21 protein-coding genes are annotated in these 20,834 nt (G+C 31.0%); 15 read left to right on the top strand and 6 right to left on the bottom strand.

Annotated elements, in window-relative coordinates:
* Nucleotides 1–4 precede the first annotated feature (4 nt).
* The 5 genes from ACFSX9_RS15335 (at nt 5) to ACFSX9_RS15355 (ending at nt 4,723) form a co-directional block, all read left to right on the top strand.
* On the top strand, nt 5–931 hold the full coding sequence (locus tag ACFSX9_RS15335; protein ID WP_379809255.1) for a hypothetical protein: 927 nt from the start codon (nt 5–7) through the stop codon (nt 929–931).
* A 100-nt stretch (nt 932–1,031) separates the two neighbouring features.
* Nucleotides 1,032–1,454, top strand: coding sequence for a hypothetical protein (locus ACFSX9_RS15340; RefSeq protein ID WP_379809257.1), 423 nt, complete (start codon nt 1,032–1,034; stop codon nt 1,452–1,454).
* 76 nt (nt 1,455–1,530) lie between these two features.
* Entirely contained in the window at nt 1,531–2,259 is a 729-nt protein-coding gene (locus ACFSX9_RS15345) for a hypothetical protein (protein ID WP_379809259.1), read from the top strand.
* Between the two features lie 161 nt (nt 2,260–2,420).
* On the top strand, nt 2,421–3,974 hold the full coding sequence (locus ACFSX9_RS15350; RefSeq protein ID WP_379809261.1) for a DKNYY domain-containing protein: 1,554 nt from the start codon (nt 2,421–2,423) through the stop codon (nt 3,972–3,974).
* A 257-nt stretch (nt 3,975–4,231) separates the two neighbouring features.
* Nucleotides 4,232–4,723, top strand: a complete 492-nt coding sequence (locus tag ACFSX9_RS15355) for a GNAT family N-acetyltransferase (RefSeq protein ID WP_379809263.1) — start codon at nt 4,232–4,234, stop codon at nt 4,721–4,723.
* Between the two features lie 55 nt (nt 4,724–4,778).
* Here the strand turns inward: ACFSX9_RS15355 and rluF are convergent, their stop codons facing one another.
* The 3 genes from rluF to ACFSX9_RS15370 all read right to left on the bottom strand — a co-directional run bounded on the left by rluF (nt 4,779) and on the right by ACFSX9_RS15370 (nt 7,551).
* Entirely contained in the window at nt 4,779–5,567 is a 789-nt protein-coding gene (gene rluF / locus ACFSX9_RS15360) for a 23S rRNA pseudouridine(2604) synthase RluF (protein WP_379809265.1), read from the bottom strand.
* A gap of 107 nt (nt 5,568–5,674) precedes the next feature.
* Nucleotides 5,675–6,454, bottom strand: coding sequence for a zinc ribbon domain-containing protein (locus ACFSX9_RS15365; RefSeq protein WP_379809267.1), 780 nt, complete (start codon nt 6,452–6,454; stop codon nt 5,675–5,677).
* Between the two features lie 2 nt (nt 6,455–6,456).
* Nucleotides 6,457–7,551, bottom strand: coding sequence for a Nif3-like dinuclear metal center hexameric protein (locus tag ACFSX9_RS15370; RefSeq protein ID WP_379809269.1), 1,095 nt, complete (start codon nt 7,549–7,551; stop codon nt 6,457–6,459).
* Between the two features lie 110 nt (nt 7,552–7,661).
* Between ACFSX9_RS15370 and ACFSX9_RS15375 the strand changes: the two genes are divergently transcribed.
* The 4 genes from ACFSX9_RS15375 to ACFSX9_RS15390 are packed head-to-tail and all read left to right on the top strand — an operon-like array spanning nt 7,662 to nt 9,968.
* On the top strand, nt 7,662–7,907 hold the full coding sequence (locus ACFSX9_RS15375) for a DUF2683 family protein (RefSeq protein WP_379809271.1): 246 nt from the start codon (nt 7,662–7,664) through the stop codon (nt 7,905–7,907).
* Nucleotides 7,883–8,164, top strand: a complete 282-nt coding sequence (locus ACFSX9_RS15380; protein WP_379809273.1) for a Txe/YoeB family addiction module toxin — start codon at nt 7,883–7,885, stop codon at nt 8,162–8,164. Before ACFSX9_RS15375 ends, ACFSX9_RS15380 begins: the two co-directional genes overlap by 25 nt.
* A gap of 3 nt (nt 8,165–8,167) precedes the next feature.
* Nucleotides 8,168–9,184, top strand: coding sequence for a tetraacyldisaccharide 4'-kinase (lpxK, locus tag ACFSX9_RS15385; protein WP_379809275.1), 1,017 nt, complete (start codon nt 8,168–8,170; stop codon nt 9,182–9,184).
* Nucleotides 9,156–9,968: a purine-nucleoside phosphorylase gene (locus ACFSX9_RS15390; RefSeq protein ID WP_379809280.1), complete on the top strand. Its 813-nt coding sequence runs from the start codon at nt 9,156–9,158 to the stop codon at nt 9,966–9,968. The genes lpxK and ACFSX9_RS15390 overlap by 29 nt, the downstream gene beginning before the upstream one ends.
* Here the strand turns inward: ACFSX9_RS15390 and ACFSX9_RS15395 are convergent.
* From ACFSX9_RS15395 to lipA, 3 genes are all read right to left on the bottom strand, one after another.
* Nucleotides 9,965–12,160, bottom strand: coding sequence for a tetratricopeptide repeat-containing hybrid sensor histidine kinase/response regulator (locus ACFSX9_RS15395; protein WP_379809282.1), 2,196 nt, complete (start codon nt 12,158–12,160; stop codon nt 9,965–9,967). The genes ACFSX9_RS15390 and ACFSX9_RS15395 overlap by 4 nt on opposite strands.
* A 63-nt stretch (nt 12,161–12,223) precedes the next feature.
* On the bottom strand, nt 12,224–13,222 hold the full coding sequence (gap, locus tag ACFSX9_RS15400) for a type I glyceraldehyde-3-phosphate dehydrogenase (protein WP_379809284.1): 999 nt from the start codon (nt 13,220–13,222) through the stop codon (nt 12,224–12,226).
* Nucleotides 13,223–13,333: 111 nt separating this feature from the next.
* Entirely contained in the window at nt 13,334–14,209 is an 876-nt protein-coding gene (gene lipA, locus ACFSX9_RS15405) for a lipoyl synthase (RefSeq protein ID WP_379809286.1), read from the bottom strand.
* A gap of 386 nt (nt 14,210–14,595) precedes the next feature.
* On the opposite strand from lipA, the gene ACFSX9_RS15410 reads away from it, so the two are divergent.
* The 6 genes from ACFSX9_RS15410 (at nt 14,596) to ACFSX9_RS15435 (ending at nt 20,762) form a co-directional block, all read left to right on the top strand.
* Entirely contained in the window at nt 14,596–15,783 is a 1,188-nt protein-coding gene (locus tag ACFSX9_RS15410; RefSeq protein ID WP_379809288.1) for an outer membrane beta-barrel protein, read from the top strand.
* Between the two features lie 1,037 nt (nt 15,784–16,820).
* A complete protein-coding gene (locus tag ACFSX9_RS15415) occupies nt 16,821–17,366 on the top strand; it encodes a hypothetical protein (RefSeq protein ID WP_379809290.1) in 546 nt (181 codons plus the stop codon).
* Nucleotides 17,367–17,561: 195 nt separating this feature from the next.
* Nucleotides 17,562–18,281: a DUF3667 domain-containing protein gene (locus ACFSX9_RS15420; RefSeq protein ID WP_379809292.1), complete on the top strand. Its 720-nt coding sequence runs from the start codon at nt 17,562–17,564 to the stop codon at nt 18,279–18,281.
* A 269-nt stretch (nt 18,282–18,550) separates the two neighbouring features.
* Complete coding sequence (locus ACFSX9_RS15425) at nt 18,551–19,174, top strand: hypothetical protein (protein ID WP_379809294.1); 624 nt, start codon at nt 18,551–18,553, stop codon at nt 19,172–19,174.
* A 463-nt stretch (nt 19,175–19,637) separates the two neighbouring features.
* Entirely contained in the window at nt 19,638–20,285 is a 648-nt protein-coding gene (locus ACFSX9_RS15430; RefSeq protein ID WP_379809296.1) for an alpha/beta hydrolase, read from the top strand.
* Between the two features lie 102 nt (nt 20,286–20,387).
* A complete protein-coding gene (locus ACFSX9_RS15435) occupies nt 20,388–20,762 on the top strand; it encodes a hypothetical protein (RefSeq protein ID WP_379809298.1) in 375 nt (124 codons plus the stop codon).
* The last annotated feature ends 72 nt before the right edge of the window (nt 20,763–20,834 follow it).

Raw genomic sequence — 20,834 nt, forward strand, 5'->3', positions numbered from 1 at the left:
TACGATGAAAGGGACAATACTTGTAAATAAGCGTGAAATTAATAAGGCACAGATTAAGAAGTTTCTCGATGAGAAAGATAAATCTGAAGCTATAAAATACTTAAGTCTTAAAGGAAACGTAAGTTTATCTACCGCAACGTATATTGTAGACCTTTTCAAAGATAATCGCATCGATAATTTTGATAATCAGGATTTGTTTGATGAACAAAGAAGGAATTTAGATCATAATCAGCTTATTAGAAAGCCATCTTTTATAGCGAAAAGCAGAAAAGTAATTGTTCTGTTTGCTATTTTAATTTTATCAGGATTTTTATTTTTAAAATATTTTATAGGTTTTAGCCATGTAGAGCATCACTTTGATCATTTCGTAGCAAATTCAGGCTTTAGCTTTTCTTCTTCGACTAATGAAGTTTTAGATGCAGAAATGGCGCAAGATGTTGCTACCGATGTTGCGCTTAGCGCTCCAACGAGCCCTTTAGATATTGAGATGTGGAACCATTCAATAAAAACCGGACAGTATATTCCGGAAGATGTTTTGGTAGAAATTCAAGAATATAAAAATCGTGATTTTTCAAAATTGGTACTTGCCATCGATAGTCCAACGGATAAAGAAGCTCAGGAAGCTATTATTAATAATTATGAAGAAGATGTAGCTAGTTTACTACAACAATACGACGCGAATTTTAAAATTGGAGTTTGTTATAAAGCGCCTTTGCAAAAAAATGGACAAAGTGGTCAAGTTGAAATAGCACGAGTTACCGCTATGGTTTCGGCTTTTAATAAAGAACGAGGAAATCTTGGCAATATTCAATATCCGCTAGATGTAGCTTATGATTTTGTAAAATATCAAGACGCTCCAAATACTTGGTGTGTAAGCCAGCTTAGTCAGCATATTCCTTACGATTATATTTTAAATAAAGAAAGGTGGTAAACGGAATGCCTTGGCAACTTAATCACACTTGTTTAAGTATTAATTAAATACGCTTATAAAATTATGGACATCAAAATCGCTGTCTTAAAAAAACAAAAGTATGATAATTAAAATAGCGAAATTTTATCTTCTATTTGTATTACTTTCTTCATGTAGTTCTAAGTATATTCAGAAAGTGAGTCCAGATACAAAAACTAAATTTGGTTTTGAAATCAGTGCTCCTTCTGTCTCGATATTTTTTGTAGAGAATGGCACCAGAGAGGTTGACGATAGAACACTTTATAATCACAAAAACACAGCCAATAGACTTTATAATAAATATGGTCCGGCAACCGATCGGTTTTTTATAGCAGAGACGAATGCCAGAGATTTTAAATTTAATTTAAAAGGAGTAACTTATTACATCGAAGTAGATAGCTTGCCACAAAGAACAGCAATGATTCTATTTAACGGGAGATCAAGACCTATTATTGAGTTTAATTCATCAAAATACCAACAAAAAATAAAAAAGTTCATAAAATGATGCCAAATTAAAATGACCGTTGTTCCAGTTTTTTTTCATTACGACTAATTCGATCTATTTAAACTAACTTTACTAAATGAAACATTTTATATTTCTTGTTTTAATGAGTTGCTTTTTTTCTTGCCAAGATAAAAAAGAAGTTATTGAAAGCAGTGCACCAGTATTTGAAGAAGATACATCATATGATTTTGAGGAGGATGAAATGGAGTGGGAAGAGGAAGCGGTTCAAGATGATTTGGTTTATCCAAAAACAGGTCGAAAGCCTTCTGATTTTATTCCAAATTCAAAGTTTTATGAGGTTCAGCACCAAGCAGAAGGTGATTTTAATAAGGATGGATTGGCAGATTATTTCTTGGTATTTAAACATAAAACTGATAATATGGGCATACGTCCTGCAATTGTAATTTTGCAAAATGCAGACAAATCATATCGTTTAGATAAAATTTCCGAAGTTGCTTTTCCTGCCGAATACAATGAATACGATTATAAAATTTTTGACACAGAAAGTATTAATTTTGAGAATGAAGGTTTAAATATTCAATTTTACAGTATTGGACCTGGTGGAAATTTATTTTTCACTTTCAAATATTTGGAAAATGAATTCTTACTCACTTACGCTGAGGGTGATTTTAGAGGTGCAGGAGGTCAAACTTCGATATATTATGATTTTGCGAAAGAAGAGATCTTCAAAAGTGAAATAAATACTATGAATGAAGATGCCGCTTCAGAAGTAAAAATAAGCAAACCAATAAGAAAGAAATATCCTTTTGAAAATATTTCTCTAAGTAGTTTTTGGAATGAATAATTCGAATAGGAGTAACTAAGAGCTTTATGAAATTTTTAACTTGAAAATTCGTAAAAATAAAACATGAAAAAACTATTGTTTTTACATCTTTCTTATCTTTAAGTTGTGCGCAAGAACAGAAAGTTGTTGATGCACTAGTTGAAGTGCCACAAGATGCAAAAATGAGTTCAACTTTAGTAGTTCCCTTATCAAATTGTGAGTTTATGGATGAGGATGTTTACATTGTTAATCCACAATCAGTTATTTATGAAAATTGTACTACTAGAAAATATATCTTTCCAGATATGTCTAGTTTTAGATTTCCAAAGCGCAATGAAAACGGCTTTTTTGCATTAGATAAAAATGGCGTTTATTTTAGAGGAGATTTTATTAAAACAGATACTACTGGTTTTGAGTTGATAGGTGTTAAATATGATTACACAAACACAGAAGTTTTGTGGAAAACTAATACAAATATCTATAAAAATTCAGAAATAGTAATAGTTTCAGATGTTGCTAGTTTTGAACCTATTGAATGTTATAATGGTAGTTACTTTAGAGATAAAGACTTTGTTTATTATTTTGATAAAAAAATTGAGGGATCAGATGGTTTGAGTGTTTCTAAATCGTGTGATAATTCTTGCTTTGATAAATATAATTATTACTTAGACGGTAAGATATTGAGATTTGAGAATGAAAAAGTGATGCCAGTAAACAAATCTATTGTTAAAACATCAAAATATGTACTTTCAAAAGACTTTCAAAAACTTAATATGGATGTGAAAACATTAGTTGCTTTTTCAGATAGTTATACAATGGATAAGGATTTTGTGTATTACGAAACAGAGAAATTAGCGATTAAACCTATAAATTTTAAAAACGTAAAGGTTTGGGAGCAAGTGAATAGTGCATACATTTCGGATGGGTTAAAAATATACTTTAGAGATGGAAATGTAGAGCCAAATTTTGATGCTAAGACTTTTGGAATGTTACCACATTCTGATTTTTGTTATGATAAAAATGGAATTTATGAAAGAGAATGGGTTGAAAAACTGGACGATGTTATCAATGTGAAATTTCCATTTAACTATAAAAATAAGGTAACTAGTGAAAATACTTTCATTACCGATGATTCAAGTTATATTATTTATGAGAATCAAGCGTACGATCCTTGGCGTAAAATTCTTTATGAAAATTTGACAAAAGAACAATTGAAATTAGCTAAAGAAAATAGATTAGTACTCAGCAAAAATATGTTGCAAAGAACTTTGGTAGAAAAAAAGTTTGATGATTTGCTTATCAAAAAAGGTAATAAAATATATTGGGATAATAAGGAAACTAGAGCTGATGCTTCAAGTTTTGTGCAATTAAATTATTACTACTACAAAGATAAAAATCATGTTTTTTATTATGATATTGAAAAAGGACTAATTATTTTAAAAGGAATTGATACCAATACAACTACTATTTTTAATGAATTTTTAAAAGATGCTACCAATATATATTGCGGTAAAGTCCGTATTCTTAAAAATAAGGATACAGTTCTTTTAGCAGTTTTCGCAGGATATCGACAAGGGTGTAGTCAAGACAGCCAATATCCATCAAATTATTATTTGTTTAAAAATACCGAAGGATATTGGCTGGTATCTCTTTCAAATGAAGTGCTTGTTAGGAAATTAGGTAATTCGTTGGATATTCCATGGAATGAAAATCTGAAATGCTTAGAAATACAGTAAAATTTAAATTATAGTATTCGGAAATGGATAAATAAAGGATTGAATTTTTAATATAACTTATAGGTTAAAGCACTTGGTCTTTCAAAGGCTAAATTTAATAAAATTGTCTGTAGATCTATTTACATTTTTAAAGTAACAGTTGCCAATATTTCAGGTAAATTCAAAGTACTAATAAATTCACTTATTTCTATTAAAAAAAGGGTCAATCTTAGAGATTGACCCTTTTTGTTTTTAATTTAGCCGTTAGAATATAATGTATGGAAATAATAAAATGTAATCGAGCCCAACTCGAAGTAGTAAAAGAATTAGCGTATGCAATTTGGCCTACAGCTTACGGAGAAATCCTTTCAAAAGAACAACTAACTTATATGTTGGAACGCTTTTATAATTTGGATACTTTGCAACTGCAAGCCGAAAAAGGGCAACAATTTTATTTGGCGCAGGATATGCAACAAGATTATATTGGTTTTGTAGCTTACGAAATCAACTGTGAGCCTAATAAAACAAAAATACATAAAATTTATGTTTTGCCAGAAACGCAAGGAAGTGGAGTGGGGAAGCAACTTTTTGAATTTGTAAAAAATAAAGCAAAAGAACAGCATCAAAAAGCCATCTTCTTAAACGTAAATAAATACAACAAAGCGCAATATTTCTATACTAAACTAGGATTAAAAATTACTAAAGAAGAAGTAATTGACATCGGGAATAAGTACATAATGGATGATTACGTCATGGAAGTGAATCTTTAAAATATAATTAAACCATAAAAAAACCTCGTATTATAACGAGGTTTTTGTTTTTTCACTATCTATTACGTTCGCCGTAATTTCGTTTTCCTGTAAATTTTGCTTTTGCACTTGGTAAACTAGCTTCTTCTGTACTGCTTGAAGGTGCAATTAATCGGTTTAATTCCGTTAGCTCTTCTTCAGTTAAGTTGCGATATTTACCTTCTTGCACGTCTAATGGCACATTTATAATTCGTGTACGTTTTAGCGCAGTAACTTCGTAATCTAAATATTCACACATTCTACGAATTTGGCGGTTAAGACCTTGCGTTAAGATAATGCGAAACACAAATTTACTAACTTGTTCTACTTTACAATTTTTTGTAATAGTTTCCAAAATTGGAATTCCATTACCCATTCGTTGAATAAATCGGTCAGTAATTGCTCGGTTAACCGTTACAATATATTCTTTTTCGTTGTTGTTTCTGGCACGAAGAATTTTGTTTACAATATCACCATCATTTGTCATGAATATTAAACCTTCACTATCCTTGTCTAATCGCCCAATAGGGAAAATGCGCTCAGGATAATTGATGTAATCTACTATGTTTTCACGAATAAGCGGATTAGTGGTACATTCAATTCCCACTGGTTTGTGAAAAGCTAAGTATATTGGTTTCTCATTTCTTTCAGTTACTAAAACACCATTCACACGAACTTCGTCATTGGGACCTACTTTCGTCCCCATTTCAGGAACAGTTCCGTTAATAGTTACTCTTCCTTGGTCAATTAGTCTATCAGCTTCTCTACGAGAACAAAAACCCGTTTCGGATAAGTATTTGTTAATTCGTGTAGTGTTTTCTTCCATACTGCAAAGATAGTTTATTTTGTGATTAGTTGAAATGGTTCGTTAGTTGAAAAAAAAATACCGTCACAACTAAATGAGACGGTACTTTTTTATTTTGAAAGGATTAATTAAATGCTAGCAAATAAATTATCCATTTTTTCTCTTTCTTCGTCAGCTAAAACGCCGTCTACTAAGATTCTTCCACTGTGCTCATCCGTAATAATTTTTTTACGTGCAGCAATTTCCATTTGTGTTTGTGGAGGAATTGTAAAGAATGAACCTGCAGAAGCGCCACGCTCAATTGAAACTACCGCTAAACCATTTCTAACGCTGTTTCTAATTCTGTCGTAAGCTGCTAATAAACGTTCTTCAATTTGTCCTCTTAATTCTTGAGATTTGTTCGTTAAGAAGTTTTCTTCTTTTTCAGTCTCAGCCATAATGTCGCTTAATTCAGCTTTTTTATGTTTTAAGTGCGTTTGTTTTCCGTCTAAACGTTCTTTAGTTCCGTTAACAACTTCTTTTTTGTGCTCAATAGAAGCTTTTAATTCTTTAATGTTTTTTTCAGCCAATTGAATTTCCAATTCCTGAAACTCCACCTCTTTTGTTAAAGAGTTGAATTCTCTATTATTGCGAACATTCTTTTGTTGCTCTAAATATTTTTTAATGCCAGCTTTGTGCGCATCAATAGCATTTTTCTTCTCTTTGACTTGATCATCAATCGAGTCTAAATCGCCTTTTAATTTCTCTAAACGTGTAGAAAGTCCCGCTACTTCATCTTCTAAATCTTCTACTTCTAACGGTAATTCTCCTCTAACATTTCTGATTTCGTCGATTTTAGAATCAACTAACTGTAATGTGAAAAGGGCTCTTAACTTGTCTTCTACGTTTACCTCTTTGATTGTTGCCATATTTAAAAGTACTTAACTGGATTTGTATTTTCTTCTGATAAAATGATTGCAAAATTAGTGATTTTTTCTTTAAGATAATCAACTATATAGTTTTTTGTAAATCTTTCGCTTTCAAAATGACCAATATCAGCCAAAAGTAACTGATTTTCAGCCTCATAAAATTGATGATATTTTAAATCAGCAGTTAAGTAAGCGTCAGCGCCTGAGCCAATTGCGTTTTTTATGGCGAAACTTCCGCTTCCGCCTAAAACCGCGACTTTTTTTATGGGTTTTCCCGTAAAAACGGAGTGACGAATGCCACCACATTGCAGTTTTTCCTTAACTAACTGTAAAAATTCATTTTCAGTCATCTGATTTTCGAATTCTCCAATTCTTCCTAAACCAATATTTTGATGCTTGTTTTCCAACTTATAAAGTTCGTAAGCCACTTCTTCATAGACGTGATTATTGTATAATGCCTTCAATATTTTTCCTTGTAAATGCTTCTCAAAAGTCACTTCAATTTTAATTTCTTCAGCTTCCACAAATTCAAAACGCGAACCTATTTCTGGGTTGCTATTTTCATTGCCCATATATGTTCCAATTCCTTTTGAATTAAAACTGCAGTCTTCATAATTTCCGATAGTTCCAGCTCCAGCTTCAAACAAAGCATTTCTAAGTTTTTCTACATTTTCAGGAATGGTAAAAGTGACTAATTTCTGAATGTAATTTTCTTTCGGAATTAATACCTTCGAATTGATTAAACCCAAAGCATCACAGAAAATTTTGTTCACTCCTTTTTGATGATTGTCCAAAGCCGTATGAACTGCATAAATTGCTATGTCATTTTTAATGGCTTTCAAAATAGCTCTCTCGACATAGTTTTTTCCGGTGATTTTCTTAATTCCTGAGAATAAAATAGGGTGGAAGCAAACAACTAAATTGCATTTTTTAGCAACAGCTTCATCAATCACATTTTCTAACGCATCGTGACAAACCAAAACGCCTGAAATATCCTGATTAGAATTTCCAACCAAAAGTCCAACATTATCAAAATCTTCGGCATAACCTAAAGGTGCCATTTCCTCTAAAACGGCAAGTATTTCTTGTAATTTCATTTTTTAACGATTTCATTTCAAAGATAAAAAAAGAACCCGTTTAAATTGCCATTTCCACCAAAATTAAGTTGAACGATTTTTGTATATTTGTAAAACTAATAAGTTTTATTATGACAACAATAACAATAAAAATTAACGAAAAATCAAAGAAAGGGAAAGCATTCTTAGAATTTGCTCGCGCTTTTTTTGCTAATGAGAAGGATGTAATTGTTGCGGAATCTAAAGATGAAAAGGTTGAGGTTGAAGAAACTTCTTATAATCCTGAATTTGTGAAAATGGTTTTGGAAGCTGATAAAAGAGGCAATTATACAACTTTAGATCCTACTGATATATGGGGAAGTTTAGAGTTGAAATAGAAGATTTAGCAAAATCGCATATTCAGAAACATTTAAAATCTGGTGATAGAGCGAGTATAAAAAAGCTTGAGCGAATTTTAATAGAATTATCGGAAGCACCGTATGAAGGAATTGGTAAGCCTGAAGCATTAAAACACCAACTTACAGGTTTTTGGTCAAGAGAAATAAATAAGAAAGACAGGATTATTTACAAAGTTAATGATGACGTTGTATCAGTTTATGTAATTTCTGCAATGGGTCAATATTCTGATAAATAATTTATGAATTTCCTACGAAAAATACTTTTCCCGTTAGCCATTATGTATTGGCTTGTAACTTTTATTCGCAATTTGCTTTATGATAAAGGAATTCTGAAAAGCTATACTTTTGATATTCCAATTATTGCTGTTGGAAATTTAAGCGTTGGTGGAACCGGGAAAACTCCTCAAATTGAATATTTAATCCGATTGTTATCCGAAAATTATAAAGTTGCGGTATTAAGTCGTGGCTATAAGCGTGCTACCGAAGGTTTTGTTTTAGCAGATGAAAATGCTAGCGCAACATCAATTGGTGATGAACCTTTTCAATTCTTTTCAAAATTTCCGAATGTTCAAGTTGCAGTTGATGCTAATAGAAGAAATGGAATCGAGCAATTAATAAATTCAGCCAATAAACCGGATTTAATTTTATTAGATGATGCTTTTCAACATCGAAAAGTAAAAGCAGGACTTTATATTTTACTCACAGCTTATGGCGATTTGTTTTCAGACGATTATTCTTTGCCTTTCGGAAATTTAAGAGAACCATCAAGTGGTAAAAAAAGAGCCAACGTGATAATTGTCACCAAATGTCCTAAAGATTTATCGGACCTTGCACAAGAGGAGATTAAGAAGAAATTAAAAGCGAAGCAAGCTGTTTATTTCACAACTATCGCTTATGATGATTATGTTTTCGGAGCGGAACAAAAAATAGCAACAGAAATTATTCAGTCGGAAGACAAAGTATTAGTTGCAGGAATTGCCAAGCCGAAGTTATTTTTTTACTTTCTTAAAACTGGAAAAGATGAAACCTTGGTTTATCCAGATCATCATATTTTTTCAGAACAAGATTGCGATCAGATTTTAGCAAGAGCAAAAGGAAGAAAGATAATTACAACTGAAAAAGATTTTGTGCGTTTAAACGGATTATTGCCAAAAGACCAATTGTTTTATTTGCCAATAAAATCCGTATTTTTGAATAGTATGAACATTGATAAAACGATAAAAGATTATGTGGGACAAAGTACAAGAAACCGTTAATTTCATTAAAAACAAAACCAATTTCACGCCAGAATATGGCGTAATTTTAGGTTCAGGATTAGGCGGATTTACAGATGACATTACAATTGAGCACACATTACCTTACACGGAAATTCCAAATTTCCCAGTTTCAACGGTGCAAGGACATAAAGGCGCTTTGGTTTTTGGAACCATTCAAGGGAAAAAAGTGGTTGCAATGCAAGGTCGTTTTCATTATTATGAAGGCTACGACATGAAAGAAGTTACGTTTCCAGTGCGCGTAATGAAATATTTAGGTGTAACGAAGTTAATTGTATCGAATGCTTCAGGCGGAGTAAATCCAGCTTACAAAGTTGGTGATGTAGTGGTAATTACAGATCATGTGAATTTTATGCCCGAGCATCCGCTAAGAGGTCAAAACGATGAACGTTTCGGACCGCGATTCGTAAACATGAGTGAACCTTATTCAAGAGCTATGATTGCAAAAGCATTTGAATTAGGTAAAGAACTTATTGTAGATTTAAAAAGAGGAATTTATTTAGGATTATCAGGGCCTACATTTGAAACCCTTGCTGAATATAAAATGGTAAAAGCTTTAGGTGCAGATTGCGTTGGAATGTCAACCGTTCCAGAAGTAATTGTTGCACGTCATATGGAAATGGAATGTTTTGGTGTTTCCGTAATTACTGATATGGGTGATGAAGAAAATATCGATGAGGTAAGTCATGAAGAAGTGCTTGAAGCCGCTTCAAAAGCAGAACCACACGTAAGAAATCTAATTAAGAATCTGATTGCTCAGTATTAATTAGGCTTCGATAAATAATTAGTTACAACAGCATAGAAATGCTCTGGTTCAAACGGTTTTGTGATAACTTCATTCATGCCATAAGACAAGAGCATTTCTTTGTTTTCGTTTAAAGATATTGCTGTTAAAGCAATAATAGGTGTTTTAGAATCAAATTTTCTAATTTCGGTAGTAGCTTCGGTTCCATTAATTCCTGGTAAATGGACATCCATTAAAATAAGATCGTATTGATTCATTTTTGCTTCTACAATAGCTTCTTCTCCATTATCAATAGTTACGCAAGAAATACCTCTTTTTTCTAACATTTTCTGAGTAATCATTTGGTTGATTTTATTGTCTTCCACCAGAAGAATTCTCTTCTCATTCAGGAATTTAACAGCAGGACTCACATCTAAAATCACTTCTTTTCCGTCGCCTTTTTCAAATTCTAATTCGAACGTGAAAGTACTTCCTTTACCGCTTTCGCTTTGCAAATGAATAGTACTTCCCATAATTTCAAGAATTTTCTTTACAATTGAAAGTCCTAAACCTGTTCCGCCATAAGTTCTGTTTACCTCTACAGAACCTTGACTAAAGCTTTCAAATATTTCCTTTTGTTTGTCTTTTGGTATTCCAATTCCGTTGTCTTTAACTCTAAATAGTAATTTAACCGAATTTTCAGTTTCGGCTATATTTTTAATACTCAACCAAACATCGCCATCTTTGCTAAATTTAATGGCGTTGTTAAGCAGATTTATTAGAATTTGAGAAAGTTTTGTAGGATCACCTCTTAAATTACTTGGAACAGCAGCTTCGTAATTTAAATGGCAATGAATGTTATTTTCTTTTATAAACTCTTGAAATGAAATGGAGATGTTATCAATTAATTTCTTCAGGTCAAAATCGATCGTCTCAACGTCTACTTTGTCAGATTCTAATCGGTTAATCTCTAAAATATCATTAATGAAATGCAATAAGTAATTTCCGGAAAACTCCAGTGATTTCAGGTAGTTTAATTGGTTGGCTCTTGGTTTTTCCTGAAGTAAAAGATAGGTAATTCCGTTGATTGCGTTCAGTGGCGTTCGCAATTCATGACTTACAGTAGATAAGAAATCGGCTCTAGCCTTCGAGGCTAATTCTGCTCTTTCTTTTTCGGCAATTAATTCTTTGTTTTTTTCCTTAAGCAACTTATTTGTGCTAATTCTAATTTTGTTGTTTTTATACAATGACAAACTCAACAGCGACAAAATGGAAATTAACGCAATACTTAAAATACTGATTAGTTTAGAAAAACGCAATGTCTTTTGCTGGCTTTTCTTTTCCTTGTCTAATTGCTCTATCGTTTTTAGTTGCTGATCAAACTGCACCTTGTCAATCATGTTTTCAGAATCAAAACGGATAAAATTACTAGTGATGGAATCTGAGAAGGTTACATATTTTTTCAAAAAGTATTGGGACTTAATAATGTCTTTGTTTTTCTCGTGTCCAACACTTAGCTGATGTAGGATTTTCTTGGTGGTTTCAATATTATTTGAATCCGTGTCGTTGATAGTATTGGCAATTTCGTAATAATAGATTGCTAAAGCATACTTTTCTTGTGCCATTTCAATTTCGCCTAATTGAAAGTACGCCTCTGATTTAGTGCTGAGAAAACTATCGTCTTCTAGGTTTTTAATTACAGATAAGAGTATGTAAGTTGCATTTCTGTAGTCTTTCTTTTCTTTTTTTATAATTCCTTTTTGAAGATTGATCAATTCAATGGCTTCATGAAAATTTAATAATTTGTAGAGCGCGGCAGCTTTTTCAAAATAAATTTCAGCGACTTTGATATTGTCTTTTTTTAGATAACATTTACCAAGACCATAGTAAGACAAGGCTAAATTCGTCTTCGGATTATCTTTGTCGTACGAGTTTACAGCCCTGATATAGTAATCAACAGCCAAATTATTTTTTTCTAAATCGTAGTAAATGTTAGCTAATTGTAAGTATGAATCAGCTAGCTTGTTGGTATTGTTTGTAGATTTCGCGTAATCAATAGCTTTCTCAGTGAACTCTACTGCTTTTTTATAAGATTGTTTATCTTCCTTATTAAAAAGTCCAATTTCTAGGTAGTAATCAGTACTGTCGGTTGCGCCAGTAACTTGCTTATATATCGATTGTGAGTAACTTGCAAAAGATACTAGGTATAAGAATATTGCAAATTGTTTTATCAATTTTGTAGATAGAATTAATTTTAAAACACTGCAATTTAGGTTAATTCATGAGAAAAAAAAACTTTATTTTTTAGAAACAAAAGAAATCAAATCTATGAGACGAGATGAATATCCAATTTCATTATCGTACCAACCCACAATTTTTACCATTTTATCAATGACAGAAGTCAATTGCGCGTCAAAAACACATGAATTTGGATTGCCAATAATATCCACAGAAACGATTGGATCCTCTGTATAATCTAATATTCCTTTTAGATTTGTTTCGGCTGCCTTTTTAAAAGCTGCATTGATCTCTTCAATGGAAACCCTGCGCTTCACATTAAAAGTAATATCTGTTAGAGAACCATCTGGAACCGGAACACGAATACCACAGCCACCAATTTTACCTTCAAGTTCAGGAAAAATTTTAGTCAATGCTTTTGCAGCGCCAGTAGTTGTTGGAACAATCGATTGAGCTGCACCTCTAGCTCTTCGTAAATCTTTATGCGGTTGATCGTGTAAGCTTTGATCGGTAGTGTAGGAGTGAACCGTTGTAATGTACGCTTGCTTAACTTCGCACAATTCCTGAATCACTTTGATCATGGGAGCAGCATTATTCGTCGTGCAACTTGCATTTGAAATAACAAGTTCGCTTCCGTCTAAAATATGTTCGTTAACACCTAAAACCACTGTTTTTATTTCATCAACCTCAGAAGGAGCAGAAAGAATTACCTTCTTCGCACCCGATAAAACATGTTGATTAATAGCTTCAAACGTTTTATATTTTCCCGTGGATTCAATTACAATATCGATATTTAGAGCTTTCCAATCTAGGTTTTTAATTTCCCTTTCATGAAAAAACAAATACGATTTATCGTTAATTACCAATGTCGTTTCTGTGCACGAAATCGGCTCTTTCAAAACACCGTGAATGCTATCGTATTTTACCAAATGCGTCATTGTTTTCGTGTCCGCAATGTCATTAATGGCAATTACTTCTATAGTTGGATGATTTAATAACAATCGGAACACATTGCGCCCAATTCTTCCAAAACCATTTATAGCAATTCTTGTTTTCATCTTTTAGGTTAACTTTTTATTTTTCTCTTCTTTTCTCTAGCTGTTAAGGAATTCGGTATTCTTTCAGCCTCTAAATTGAAATTTGAAATTGCTATTGAAATTGTTATTGATTTAATGAATGTGCTTCTCTGCATGATAAGACGAACGCACTAATGCACCACTTTCCACATGTCTAAAACCTAATTCTTTTCCTATTTTTTCGTATTTTTCAAATTGCTCTGGTAAAATATATTCCTTCACTGGCAAATGTTTTTTACTTGGTTGTAAATACTGACCAATCGTAACAATATCCACATTTGCATCACGCAAATCGTGTAAAACCTGAATCACTTCTTCTTCGGTTTCACCTAAACCAAGCATAATTCCAGATTTTGTTCTTTTGATGCCTTGTTGTTTCAAATAGCGAAGCACTTCCAAGCTTTTCTCGTATTTCGCCTGAATACGCACTTCACGTGTCAAACGTTTCACGGTTTCCATATTGTGCGAAACTACTTCCGGAGCCACCGCTATAATTCGGTCTATATTTCTTGTATTTCCTTGAAAATCAGGAATTAAAGTTTCTAAAGTTGTGTTTGGATTCATTCGGCGAATAGCTTTCACTGTTTCTGCCCAAATAATCGAACCCATATCTTTTAAATCATCGCGGTCAACGCTTGTAATTACGGCGTGTTTGATGTTCATTAACTTGATAGAACGTGCCACTTTTTCAGGCTCATCCCAATCCACATCTTCTGGTCGACCCGTTTTTACCCCACAAAAGCCACACGAACGCGTACAAATATTTCCTAAAATCATAAACGTCGCCGTTCCTTCGCCCCAGCATTCGCCCATATTCGGACAACTTCCCGAAGTACAAATAGTATTCAGCTTATATTTATCAACTAAATTTCTAAGATCTGCATAATTTTTACCCGTAGGCAATTTCACGCGCAACCATTTCGGTTTCGGTTCTCTTGGTGGAAAAACATTGTCAACAGCCATATCCATAATCAAAATTTTGAAAAGCAAAGATACGATATGAAAATCAGAATAAAGAAGTATGAATTTATAAATTTAAAAACTTTACTATAATTTTAGAAAATGTTTTTGGGCGTTCCCTTTCAGGTCGTGCTGTCCGTTCTATCTTTTTGTTTCTAAAGAAAAACAAAAAGGATGCCACTGCCATCACTAAGGCAAACCTGTGCAAATTATAAGCATATTATTACAAAAATATATTTAGATATATATTAAAATAAATTATATTCGCACCGATTTAAAATTAATCCCTAGTAATTAAAAATCGCTTTCATAGCTTTTTTTAAAAGTAGGATTTAATTTTAAGCTTTTGATATCTTCAAAATCACTTAAGTATTTAATCGAAAAACAATAAAAAAATGAAAAAAAACATAGTGTTAATCATAACTACAATGTTAAGTTTGAGTGGGTATTCACAAATTAATTTTGAAAAAGGATACTACATTAACAATGCGAATCAAAAAATTGAATGTTTGATCAAAAATATAGATTGGAAAAACAATCCATCTTATTTTGAATATAAAACTTCAGAAAATGCGAATTCTGAAACAGCTACGATAAAATCAGTAAAAGAATTTAGCATTTATAATATTACTAAATACGTGCGAAGCACTGTGGATATTGACAGGTCTTCGGATTTTATAAACGCCCTTACCAATGAGGGAAGCCCGCAGTTTAAGGAAGAAGAACTCTTTTTAAAATTATTAATTGAAGGAAATGCAAATTTATACTCGTATGAAGATGGCAATCTTACAAGATATTTTTACAATAAAGACAATGCTAAAATTGAACAGTTAATCTATAAAAAATATCTGAATAGCGTTAATAATATTGCAATAAATAGCAGTTACAAACAACAACTCTGGAAAGATTTAAATTGTGAAACTTTTGATTTATCTACTTTTAAAAATTTAGATTATAGTAAAAAAGATTTAATGAATTATTTTGTAACATATAATAAATGTAATAATCTACAATATACAATTTTTGAAAAAAAGAAAAAGAAGAATCCATTTAATTTAAGTATTCGTCCAGGGCTTAACATTTCCTCTTTATCAACAAGTAATGTCATTTCAAGTAGTACAGATTTAAATTTTGGTAATAAATTAACATTTAGATTGGGTCTTGAGGGCGAGTTTGTTTTACCATTTAATAAAAACAAATGGAGTATAATTGCTGAGCCAACATATCAATATTTTAAAGCGGAAACGGAAATTGCCTATCAAAAAGTAAAAGTAGATTATACATCGATTGAATTGGCTTTAGGAGTAAGACATTATATTTATCTAAACGAGAATTCTAAACTATTTATAAATGCCTCAGGTGTATTAGATTTTCCGACAAATTCGCAATTTGATTATGAGTTCGGAGGTGATTTGCCAATTGACACAACTTTCAATTTAGCACTTGGCGTAGGTTATAAACTAAATAATAAATATAGTGTAGAATTGAGATACCTTTCGAATAGAGAGGTGTTGAAAAATTATATGTACTGGGGTTCCGAATATAAAACAGCATCAATAATCTTTGGTTACTCTCTGTTTTAAAATCACATCGAGCACACATTTTGACGCAATGATTGAGTACAATTATATTCCGTGTTCATAAATGAAAGCAATAAAATAAATATAGCGAAACCACTTCATTTTGAAGTGGTTTTTTATTACACCAAACTTATTTTAGCATATTTCATGAAAGCTTACCATCTTCACATACTTTAAAATATATATATTTGTTTTAAAGTATATTTATCTCAACTAGTTCAATTCAGGACTCTTGGTTTTACTACAGTTTTATTTCAGATTAAATAACCGTTACCATTTAATCTTCTAAATACAGTGTTCATCAGACAGCAAAATGGAAAAATAGCATGAATTTTAAAGCTAAAAAAACTTAATCTACCAAATGAATAGTTTAAAATATAAATCTTTTTTAGTTAAAAATTATTTCACAACTTTACTTCTAAGTTGTGTTCTAACTTTTATACTTTGTCATTTTATAGAAATAAATAGAGACACGATTCCTACATATTATATTCCCTATTGCACAGAGTTCATCTTCAGTTTCATAAGTTTACTTATTTCAATTTCGTTTTTAACAGTCTTCTTGAATTTTAATAAAAAGGTTAGAGAGAATACTTTGTATAGTTTTTTAAGTTTCTATCTCTTACCAATAGTGCTAATAGTATTTATAGTAGCGCTAATGCTCAAAAATTTTGAAAATAAAGATTTACAATATTTAATGGTAGTTTGTTTGCCAAATCCAATTTTAATATCCATTTTTTACTATAAATTTAAATCTGAAAACAATAATAAGTAAAATACTATTTGCACCTATTTGTAAAACATCTTAACGTTGTTAGTGAATTTTGAGCGTGATATAATTTCGTTTTTCCGACTAGAACATTTTTTTGCAACAATTTTTTTAAAAAGTTTCTAGTATTTTTGTCCACCTAATCCTCGAGGATGATCTTGATATGATAGTCCGTAGATGCTTTAAAAATTGTTTGTTTGGAAGATTGATCGTAATCATTTACTTTTGAAAGCAACAATTAAAATAAGTATATTTTAAAAATAAATAAAATATGAAAGCAGATACAACCTATTATTTTAGTGACGGATCAAGGGCAGCCTTTGTTATTCTCGGATTGATCGTTGTCTGCGCAGCTATTTTCTTCGTACAGTGGTCATTTGACAAAATTGAATTTGCATTTGAATTTGCGAACCTTTTGTCATTATTACTACTTTTTTTATGTGTTTACCTTGGTTATAAAGGAATTATAAAATTATATGTACTCATACGATACAATATACCTATTATAGAACTTTACAATTCTTTCATGATCGTGGCCTTATATCCTGGAGGTAAATATACTTCTGCCTATAAAGCGTTCTTCGGTAAGTATGATTATGCAAAAATTAATTATTCGGATATAAAATCAATTTATAGAAATAAGAAATTTATGAGAATGGATTATTCAAACGTTCAAGGATATACATTTATAGAAGGAACTATTGATGGTCAAAAATTTGATGTTCCCACTCTTATTGGAGCGATCGAAAAATCAAATTATATCTTATTAAAAGTAAAATTGAATCAAGCAGAATTTGATGTAAGTAATATGATTTAGAAATTAGCCACTTTTATTTTCTCGTATTTATTGAATCATTAATTCGTTCTGTCGGAATTGATTTTCTTACTTAGAAAGTAAAGCCACAAAATGAAATATTGTAATTTTCGTTAGTAGATTTTTTGCATACCATGCAATTTTTACACTAGCTTAACTTTCGTGCCGAAATGCCTAATTCTTCGAAATTTAAAATAAATGAAAACGAATATTTGTAAAAATTGTAATAGTGAAGTAATTCAAAACTATTGTTCACATTGTGGGCTACCACTTAAATTGACTAAAATTGACGCAAAATATATAATTAGTGAAATTGGTAGTGTCTTAAATTTTAATAAAGGTTTTTTATATACAACCCGAGAGTTAATTATAAGACCAGGGCAAACTGTAAGAAATTTTTTAAATGAAGACAGAAATAGACTCGTTAAGCCAGTAGTTTTTATAATAGTATGCTCTTTAATTTATTCTATTATTCAACAAATATTCAATTTTGAAGATGGATATGTAGGTTACTCCTTTGAAAAGGATTCGACAATAGCTTCTGTTTTTGGATGGGTTTCTAATAATTATGGCTATTCTAATATATTAATGGGCATCTTTATTGCATTTTGGATTAAAATTTTCTTTAAAAAGTACGGTTACAATTTCTTTGAAATACTTATTCTTTTATGTTTTGTTATGGGGATAGGAATGTTACTATTTTCTTTTTTTGGAATTGCTAATAGCTTATTTGACCTAAATATAATTGATAAAGGTTACTTAATTGGGATTCTTTACATTTTATGGGCAATTGTACTTTTTTTTGACAAAAAGAAAGTTTTAAATTATCCGAAAGCAGTAATTTCTTACTTTCTAGGAATGATAACATTTATGATAGTAATATTTATGATAGGTGGTTTAATCGATTATATAAAATAAAAAATCAGCCCATTTGCTTTTATTATTTAGTTGTTGCCATTGCGATTTTTGAAGTTTGTCATTGCTTAACGCGACAGTTTTTAATGAATTATAAAAGTTTTAGGCAAGTTGTTATTTTGTGTAATTTGTAATATCATTTTCGAATTACCTACAAGATTCACCAAAGTAATTTTATATTTGCGATAGTTAGTTTTAATTTTTTTCAAACTTCAATTACGAAAGCACGCATTTTTATCTTTATTTGCGCACATAAATATTTTATTTAATATATGATTGAAAATATTGCAATTCCCGATGTTTTAAAGCAAGAAGCGGGTAATGAAAAAATAGAATTTTTTGTAAAGGCGAAAAAAGTGCAACCTACTAGAGATAGTGTTTCCTTAATTGGTTCTGGAATTTTTTGGATTGTAGTGGTCTGTTTAATATTTTCAGGTTTCGTTTGGGAATTGTTTTATGGAGACTGTACTACAGTTTCAATAGGAGGAGATCTAATAGAAGTTTGTCGAGATGATTTGTCTCCGCTAAATCTTTTATTTATCTATTTTTCCTTTTTTATAGCGCCGGGAATCCTTTTCTTCTTTCTGGGTGTTTTTGCATTATTTAGTTCTGGAGGATATTACTTAGGGACTAAGGATAATTTGATCTGCTATAGTCGTGGTAAAATAAAGCCACATCCTTGGGAGTCTTTTACTAATGATATTGAAATGTTTGGAAGTGAAAAACATGGTAATATAATATTTAAGTTAAAAACTGGAGTTCATATCAGTCGAAATGGTAAAAAGATACTTTCTAATTCTAAAATAAAGATCGCAGACATTCTTTACGCAGGTGAAATAGAAAGATATTGTCACAATAGAATTGCAAAAATTGAAGGAACCGAAACACCTAACTAAAATATAATACAGAACATAGCAAGTTAAAAGACTGACACTTAAAAACATACTATCAATATAGTAATATGAAATCAGTAGAAATGAATTGCAATCCGTCTTTAGACTTATTTAAGAAATTAGTTGTATTTTAAGAACGCGCAGTAAACAGACTTAAAAAATAGGTAGAATCATCAAGAGTATAATCGTTCGATGTAATAAGCCAAATTAGAATGAATAATTAAATATTTAATTCTGAAAATACTATTTAGATCTTTCTAGAGAAGTCCTTAAAAGATTAAATGCTTCAAATAACAACTGTTACGATAGAACATAAGTGATTCGTCAACTTTTGCAAAATATTGTCAGAATTGACATAACTTTTTTTTTAATTTGTAATGCTTAATCTAGAATTCTTATATCTGTCGTTAGCTGAAAGTTAGCAACTCCTAATTCTTAAAATTTATCAGAAAAGCAAAATTTATTTATGAAAAATATTTATATTTTTAGTGGTCTAGGAGCTGATAAGAGGGTATTTCAAAATATGGATTTTTCGGGCTTTAATGTGAAATTTGTAGAATGGATTTTGCCAGATGAAAATGAAACTATTGAGAAGTATGCAAAAAGATTAGCTGAAGAAATCACTCATGAAAGACCAATCTTAATTGGACTTTCTTTTGGTGGTATAATTGCGACCGAAATAGGTAAGATAATTGCAACTGAAAAGATAATTTTAATTGCTTCTGCCAAAAATAAAAATCAAATTCCTTACTACTACAGAATCGCGGGAAAGTTAAAACTCCATAAACTAGTACCAACGAAATTATTAAAACTTCCGAATGTTTTTAGCTATTGGTTTTTTGGAATAGAAAATAAGCAAGATAAAGATTTACTAAAAGAGATTCTAAAAGACACAGATGAGAAATTTCTGAAATGGGCAATTGATAAAATTGTTACCTGGGATAATATAAGAACGCCTACAAACTCAATACATATTCACGGCAATTCAGATCGAATATTGCCAATAAATTTTATAGATTTTAATATTGAAATTGAAAATGGTGGTCATTTTATGACTTTAAATAAAGCAACGGAGTTAAGTAAAATCGTTAGAAAAGAAATACTAGTCCCGTAATTATTTTAGTTGCAAATGTTTACTAAAAAGAGCTTAATCTTATATGTGTCATTTATGATTTTAGCTATATTTGTTTTAGGGATAAAATAAAGCTTATAATAAATGGAAATGGACTTATTAGGCGACCGCCAGAGATATGTTGAAGAGCCACTTGAAACTTTTGAAATCCGCTATAGTGGATTTGGAAAAGATTTATATAATGAAATTCAAAAGGAACTACCCGAAGTTTTTGCGAAACTAACATATTACAAACGATTTGAAAATGATGATAAATCTAATTTAATGACGTTTTTAAACGATAGTTATGCAATCTATAATGACGGTAGCTTAAAGTTTAGAATTATAATTGATCCAGATTGTGAAGTCATATGTTTAGGAGACTTTGATTCTCATATTGAAATTGGGAGTTGGGACAATACAACTACTTACTACAGAGAATCCATAGATTTTATAAAAAAGTACTTCCTGAAAATTTGAGTACATTTCAAAAATCATGAGTAGGGCCTTCCTGCTTTTTATAAGTACAAGCTACCCTTTACAATATTGAAT

Origin of the sequence: Flavobacterium ardleyense (genome assembly GCF_042686085.1) — a bacterium.
Classification (GTDB): domain Bacteria; phylum Bacteroidota; class Bacteroidia; order Flavobacteriales; family Flavobacteriaceae; genus Flavobacterium; species Flavobacterium ardleyense.